Origin of the sequence: Campylobacter sp. RM12654, assembly GCF_020137585.1 — a bacterium.
Lineage (GTDB): Bacteria > Campylobacterota > Campylobacteria > Campylobacterales > Campylobacteraceae > Campylobacter_E.
The window spans coordinates 61,082-67,789 of the sequence record NZ_JACGAR010000010.1; the positions used below are offsets into that span (position 1 = coordinate 61,082).

The 6,708-nt window shown below is 28.9% G+C and carries 7 protein-coding genes; 1 reads left to right on the forward strand and 6 read right to left on the reverse strand.

The window, feature by feature from the left end:
- Positions 1 to 17 precede the first annotated feature (17 nt).
- From AVBRAN12654_RS04885 to AVBRAN12654_RS04910, 6 genes are all read right to left on the reverse strand, one after another.
- Positions 18 to 1,337 carry a DnaB-like helicase C-terminal domain-containing protein gene (locus AVBRAN12654_RS04885; protein WP_214117896.1) on the reverse strand — a complete coding sequence of 440 codons (1,320 nt, stop codon included), beginning with the start codon at positions 1,335 to 1,337 and terminating at the stop codon, positions 18 to 20.
- A gap of 81 nt (positions 1,338 to 1,418) precedes the next feature.
- The gene (ispG, locus tag AVBRAN12654_RS04890) at positions 1,419 to 2,498 is read right to left on the reverse strand and encodes a flavodoxin-dependent (E)-4-hydroxy-3-methylbut-2-enyl-diphosphate synthase (protein ID WP_214149785.1); all 1,080 of its coding nucleotides are present in this window, start codon (positions 2,496 to 2,498) and stop codon (positions 1,419 to 1,421) included.
- Position 2,499: 1 nt separating this feature from the next.
- Positions 2,500 to 3,219, reverse strand: a complete 720-nt coding sequence (locus AVBRAN12654_RS04895) for a transporter substrate-binding domain-containing protein (protein WP_214117898.1) — start codon at positions 3,217 to 3,219, stop codon at positions 2,500 to 2,502.
- 9 nt (positions 3,220 to 3,228) lie between these two features.
- The gene (locus AVBRAN12654_RS04900; protein ID WP_336614038.1) at positions 3,229 to 3,933 is read right to left on the reverse strand and encodes a transporter substrate-binding domain-containing protein; all 705 of its coding nucleotides are present in this window, start codon (positions 3,931 to 3,933) and stop codon (positions 3,229 to 3,231) included.
- 8 nt (positions 3,934 to 3,941) lie between these two features.
- Complete coding sequence (locus AVBRAN12654_RS04905) at positions 3,942 to 4,676, reverse strand: amino acid ABC transporter ATP-binding protein (protein WP_214117900.1); 735 nt, start codon at positions 4,674 to 4,676, stop codon at positions 3,942 to 3,944.
- Positions 4,669 to 5,385, reverse strand: coding sequence for an amino acid ABC transporter permease (locus AVBRAN12654_RS04910; RefSeq protein ID WP_250325159.1), 717 nt, complete (start codon positions 5,383 to 5,385; stop codon positions 4,669 to 4,671). The genes AVBRAN12654_RS04905 and AVBRAN12654_RS04910 overlap by 8 nt, the downstream gene beginning before the upstream one ends.
- 383 nt (positions 5,386 to 5,768) lie before the next feature.
- On the opposite strand from AVBRAN12654_RS04910, the gene AVBRAN12654_RS04915 reads away from it, so the two are divergent.
- The coding region (locus AVBRAN12654_RS04915) for a cache domain-containing protein (RefSeq protein ID WP_336614039.1) at positions 5,769 to 6,708 on the forward strand (940 nt) is incomplete at its 3' end.

The window sequence follows — 6,708 nt, forward strand, 5'->3', positions numbered from 1 at the left end:
GGAATTTATTTCCTAAATTAAAATTCTTCAGTCTCGCTTGGTTCGTTGTCTTTTCTAAACTCAAGTTGTAAAAATTTCGCTTTAGAAGCTTTAAAATCAAAATGAATTTCTTTTAATTCCCCACTTCTATTCTTAGCAATATCAAGTATAGCGTGGCGTTCTGCTAAAATAGTCGGATCATCATCAGCTTTATTAATAAATAATATCAAATCAGCATCTTGTTCTATACTACCACTCTCACGAATGTCTGAGAGCATAAGTTTTTTATTCATCCTAGAATCTACCGAACGATTAACTTGAGAAAGAGCTAAAATAGGGATTTTTAATTCTAATGCAAGTAATTTTAACCCCCTACTAATCTCGCTTACTTGAATATGTCTATCAGCCCTTGTATTTAGTGAGTTCATAAGCTGAATATAGTCTAATACACATAAACCTATATTGTTATGCTCTTCTTTTAATCTTCTTAAAGATGAGCGAAGAAATTCTATATTTAAATTACCCTTATCATAAATATATAAAGTCTTTTCACTAAGCATATTCGCACTCATTTGCATATTATTTATCTCATCTTCTGTTAATCTATCTCCTGTTAAGATATTTTGCAAACCTATTCCTGTATCTTGTGCTATTAATTTAGCCATTATCTTATAAGCTTCTGTTTCAAGACTATAAAACACTACTCCAACATCTTTTTTAAGTGCGTTTAACAAAATATTTAAAGCAAATGTAGTCTTACCCATACCAGGACGAGCTGCAAGAATTATTAATTCCCCTGCTTTAAAGCCCTTTGTATAATGATTTAATAAAGAAAAACCTGTATCAACTCCGATTACATCTTTATCAATTATCTTACTAACTCTATTTAATTCTTCATAAAACTCATTAACAGCAGTTCTTGAGCTCTTTAAAGTATTATCACTAACGCCTGATACTAAAGAATAAATCTTAGCATTTAAATTATGCGTATAATCAATGCTATCTTGCACACTGCTTAGCTCTTGTGTGCTTGTATTCATTAAAGAATTAAGCTGGTCTTTTACACTTAAATTCCTTAACATTTTTGAATATTCATCAACTTCTATGAAAGAATTTTGCTGCTCAAGTGCAGTCCAAAAACTATCCTTTGCACTTGCAAAAGAGATTTTTACTAATTTTAAATCCACACTCTCTCTAAGTCTTCTTTTATTTAATATAAACTCAAATATATCAGCGTGTAATCTATATGAAAAATCACTTGGCTTAATAATACTTGCGGCTATATCTATATTTTCATTATTTTCTATACAAGCTAATAAAATACTTTGCTCTAATTCAATATCAAAATACTTACTCATAATTCTTCCTTAATTCTTATTTTAATCTCTCGTAAAAATTAAAGAAATTAAAATAAGAATTTGAAATAGGAATTTCAAATTCTATTCTTCGTGAAGTTTTGCTTCGTCTAATACTTCATCTAAAAATCTATCTACTAAAGTATCATATTTGCATTTTGCAACCACTTCGCCGTGTCTTATTACTAAGCCTTCATTTTTGCCAAACGCAATTGCTACATCAGCTCCTTTAGCTTCTCCTAAAGCATTTACAACACAACCCATTACACTTATATTTAATGGTGCTTTAATGTGTTTTGTCTTTTCTTCAACCACTTTAACAGCACTTAATAAATCGCTTTGTATTCTTCCACAGGTTGGACAAGAGATTATATTTATACCGCTTTTTTGCACTCCACTATCTTGCAAAATCGCTTTAGCGACCCTTATTTCTTCGCTAAGTTCTCCTGTCATAGAAACACGAATAGTATCGCCTATGCCATTTAATAATAACTGACCTATAGCAATTGAGCTTTTTATCGTGCTATGAAACTTAGTTCCTGCTTCAGTTACTCCTAAATGAAACGGATAATCACACAATTCTCTTAATCTCGTATAACTTTCTATTGTGCTTTGTGCGTCTGAAGTTTTAATGCTTATTTTAATATCCCTAAAATCAAAATCTTCAAGTAATTTAATATTATAAACAGCACTCTCAAGCAAGGCTTTTACACTTCTGCCGTATTTATTTTCAAATTGTTTTTCAATACTTCCGTGATTTACACCAATTCTTATAGGAATATTTCTTTGCTTACAAGCATTTACTACTTCTTTTATATTTTCTTTGCCACCGATATTTCCTGGATTTATTCTAATACCATCTATAAATTCAGCACAATATAAAGCTAATTTGTGATTAAAATGAATATCTACAATTAGTGGCAGTGGGCTTTGCTTTTTAAGTTCTGCTAAAGCCCTTGCATCTTTTATATCCAAACACGCAACTCTTACTATATCAGCACCTGCTAATTTTAACTCAATTAATTGCTCTAAACATCCATTAATATCTTGAGTTTTTGTAAATAGCATTGATTGAACGCTAATTGGAGCATCACCACCGATTTTAACCCCGCCTACACTAATTTGCCTAGTTTTAAATCTAGGCTTAAAAAAATCACTTCTCATATTAATTTATATTGTATTTTTTAAGTAAAGCTTCATATTCGCTAGTTTTTATAAATTCTTCTAAAGCTTTATTTAATTTCTCTCTTAGCTCTACATTTTCATTTTTACTAAACGCTATAGAAAATCCTTCTGTGCCATCATCTTCATTATAAAATTCAGCTAAATTAGGATATTTTGCTAAATATTCTCTTGCCACAAGTGCATCAAATGCTAAAGCGTCTAATTTTTTATCATTTAAAGCCATTACTAAAACAACAGGATTTTCATTAGGTTGTACTAATGCACCTACTTGTTTTACTGCTGCTTCTTGAACCGTGCCTAATTGCACTCCTACTTTTTTACCTTTTATATCATCTTTAGTTGCGATACTACTATCTTTATGCTTTAGATAAATTGTCTTAGCTTTATAATAAACATTGCTAAAATCACAAGCTTTTTTTCTTTGTTCGCTTGAACTCATAGCACTCATAATAGCATCAATCTTACCTGCTTTAAGTGCTGCAATAAGTCCATCAAAACTCATAGCTTTAAATTCATATTTTATACCAGCAATTTTTGCTAAATTATCAAATAATTCAGCATCAAAACCACTAATCTTATCATCAACTAACATATCAAATGGGGGATAATCAGGAGAAATCCCAACTTTATAAACCTTGTCATTTGCATATAAACAAGCACTAAAAATCAGTGCAAACACTACTAATAAAAACTTTTTCATAACTACTCCTTATAGCCCGTATTTTTTGATAAGCTCATCATACTTACCACTTGCTTTTACTTCTTCAAGGGCTTTATTAATTATATCAATTAAGTCTTTATTTTTATCCTTTGCAAATGCAAATGCAAAACCTAAAGCCCCGTCATTTTCTTCATAAAAACTCTCAATTTCAGGATTTTTTGCCATAAATTTCTTAGCCACAAAAGAATCAAAAACAACCGCATCTATTTGCTTATTCACAAGGCTCATAACAACCACTGCTGAATCTTCGTGTAAAATCACATTAGCACCTAGCTTTCTTGCAGTATTTTCTTGAATTGTGCCAAGTTTAACTCCTGTTTTAACACCTTTTAAATCTTCTTTTGTAGTGAAAATATCGCCCTTTCTTTTAAGATACATAGTTTTTCCAAAAAAATAAGGATTAGAAAAATCACAATTCTTCATTCTTCTTTCGCTAATACTCATTCCTGAAGCTATCATATTGATTTTACCAGCTACTAAAGATGGAATAAGCCCATCAAAACTCATATTAACAAATTCAATCTTAAGATTAGCAACCTTTGAAATCTCATTTACTAAATCAACATCAAAACCACTCAATTTACCATCAACCATCATATCAAATGGAGCGTAATTTGCCGAAATACCAACCTTAACAACTTCATTTGCATAAGCAAATAAAGTTATAAATAAAGCTAAAAAAATCTTTCTCATATCTAATCCTAATGATTTAAAACTTTGTTTAAAAACTCATTTAATCTAGCATTTGTGCTAGAGTTAAATACAACTTGTGGCGTATCATCTACTGCTATTTTGCCACTTTCCATAAAAAATACCCTATTAGCTACATTTTTTGCAAAACCCATTTCGTGAGTTACTAATATCATAATAGGAGCATTATCTCCACTTGCTATTTCTTTAATAAGTCCTAAAACTTCTCCTACCATTTCAGGGTCAAGCGCACTAGTTGGCTCATCAAATAATATAACTTCAGGCTCCATCATAAGGCTTCTTGCTATTGCTATTCTTTGTTTTTGACCGCCGCTTAATTTATGTGGGAAGAACTCTTCTTTATCAGCTAAACCAACTTTAGCTAAAAGATTTCTAGCTTTTTTAATAGCTTCATCTTTGCTTAAAATATTTAAACTAACAGGGGCTAAAATCAAATTATCCAATACATTTTTATTTGCAAATAGATTAAAATGTTGAAATACCATTGATACTTTTTGTCTGTGCTTATTAATATCAATTTTTTCATCTAAGATATTTTCATTATTGATTAAAATCTCTCCACTACTTGCAACTTCAAGTTTATTTAAACATCTTAAAAATGTGCTTTTTCCACCGCCACTAGGTCCAATAATAGCAATAATATCGCCTTTATTAATCTCTACACTAATATCTTTTAATACTTCTAAATTCCCGTAATTTTTGCATAAATTAGATATCTTAATCATTTCTTTTTAGCCTCATTTCTAATAATCTTACAAAACAAGTAAATACTTTAACACTAGCATAATACACAACACCTGCGAAAATATAAGGCTTAGGGTCGTATAAAAGTGATTGAAAAATCTTGCTTTGAAAAGTCAAATCAACAACGCTTATAAACGCAACTACTGAAGTTTCTTTAAACAACGATATAAACTCATTTGCTAAAGCAGGAATGATATTTTTAACAGCTTGTGGAAAAACTATCATTTTCATAGCTTGAAAGTGTGATAAACCCATAGACCTTGCTGCTTCCATTTGACCTTTATCAACGCTTTCAATCCCACTTCTAATAATCTCTGCAACATAAGCACTAGAATTAAGTCCTAAAGCAATAACAGCTACAAAAAATACATTTTCAACTTGAGCAAAAACCACAAATGCAAATATCATTAAAAGCAGCATTAATGGCATACCCCTAATTAAATCTAAATATTCATTGATTAACATTGTTAAAAATCTATTCCTAAGCACCAATAAAAACGCTAATAAAAATCCACCAGTAAGACCAATAATCAAACCAAGTGAAGTAAGTCCTAAAGTAGTGCCATAACTTTTAAGATAAGCTAAATGCTCTGCTTCGCTAAGTTCTTTAAATGGATAACAATAATAAGTAGTAATAATCACTATTGCAAGTGGAAAAATTACTTTAAAAATATTTTCTAAATTCTTCAATTTTTTTCCTTTAAACAAAATAATAAAAAGTGTAAAAACACAACTAAAAAAACGATTATAAATTAATGAGTATTATGTAGATGACGAAGATGATGACGGATAGTAAGATATTTGTTGTGCTTGATTAAATCTATAATTTTCATCTTTTCGTCCTTTAAAAAAAATAAGTTTGATTATCTCTTTTTTAGCTTAATGATTTATTAAATTTATTAATTTTTAAGCTTAAAAACTTTTTTGTATTTTTTTAAGATATTTAAAATAAGAATTTAAATTAATGTAAATAATTTTTATCATCTAATAATTTATTTTATAATTTTATTTTTATTTAAGGTTGGGGGGGGGTAAAATTGGTATTCGATTTCAATTAAAAAAAGGATTACCAAATGAAACTTTCTTTCAAAATTTCATTAACAACTGCAAGTTTATTTGTAGTTTTACTTTTAGTTTTATCTTATATGCAAAGCAATAAGACAGAAGATATAATCATAAATAATTACGATTCTTCAATAGCAGGAGAATTGCAATTAAGAAATGCTTATGTTGATGAATATATCAAAACCCGTATTGAGCAAATTGAAAAAATTGCAAAAACTTTTGAAGATGCTGATGATTTAAGCCCAGAATTTATCAAACAAATCATTAGTAGTGATAATAGGGTTTTAGATTTTCAAGGATTATTTATAGGCTTAGCAAATGGAAATGTTTATAAGGCTGAACCTGATTTAACTTTTAGATTAATCCCTAATTTTGATGGTAGAACTAGAGCTTGGTATAAAGAAGCAGTAGCTTTAAAAAAGGCTAGTAATTCATCAATTTATCAAGATGTCTCAAGCAAAAAATCAGCCACAACTATTTTTGCACCTGTGTTTAAAAATGATAAAATCGTAGCTGTAATTGGTGGAAATATACTAATAAATGATTTTAGCGATACCATTACAAAAATTAAATCTCATAATGATATTAGCACTTTAATTCTTGATAAAAATAATGAGATAATAGCTAGTGAAAACGCAAACGAATTAGGCAAACCTGAATGGCTTGATAGCCTAAATCAAAAATTATCTACGCTAAAAACTAATAAGAATTTAAATCATATTGTTTTTACAAAGGATAATAAAAATTACTTAGCTTATTGTATTATTAATGATATAAGTGGATTTAGTATTTGCACCATTATTTTAGAAGATGTAATAAATAATAGTGTAAATGATGCTAGAAATGCTACTTTAATAAGCTTTTTAATATTTTTAATAATAGTAATAGGATTTTTAAGTTTAATTATTAATTTTTATTTAAAACCTTTATCAAAAATCACACAAGGAC